A 446-nucleotide genomic window follows, 5' to 3' on the forward strand; every position below is an offset into this window, starting at 1 on the left:
GCAATCCCATTGACGATCGCCACTTGAATGTTGCTGTTGCCGGAGACGCTGAAGGTCAGATCGCCATCCACGTTATCTACATCGCTGAAAGCCGTATTCAGATTGATGCTGTATGGCGTAAAGTCTTCTGCCAAGGTTTGGTCTGCAATGCTGCTTTCAACCACAGGCGTGTCGTTCACCGCATTCACGGTGACGTTAACCGTCGCTTGGTCAGTCAGTGCACCATCGGTCACGGTGTAAGTGATTTCAGCGTCACCATGGAAGTTCTCAGCCGGTGTGAAGACCAGTTTGCCATCAACGATCTCAACTGTACCTTGTGTTTCAGGTACGGAAGCCGATTCAATCGACAGCTTATCGCCATCCACATCGGTGTCGTTTGGCAGAACATCAATCGTCACTGGCGTGTCTTCGTCAGTGACAGCGGTATCATCTTTTGCCACTGGCGC

1 protein-coding gene is annotated in these 446 nt (G+C 51.3%); it reads right to left on the reverse strand.

What is annotated here, in order from left to right; translation table 11 throughout:
• Nucleotides 1–446 (reverse strand): cadherin-like domain-containing protein (locus IQP38_RS25160; protein WP_193838131.1); only part of this gene is annotated, 446 nt, incomplete at both ends.

It is taken from the genome of Vibrio sp. OPT41 (assembly GCF_015163595.1).
In the GTDB taxonomy this organism is placed as follows: domain Bacteria; phylum Pseudomonadota; class Gammaproteobacteria; order Enterobacterales; family Vibrionaceae; genus Vibrio; species Vibrio alginolyticus.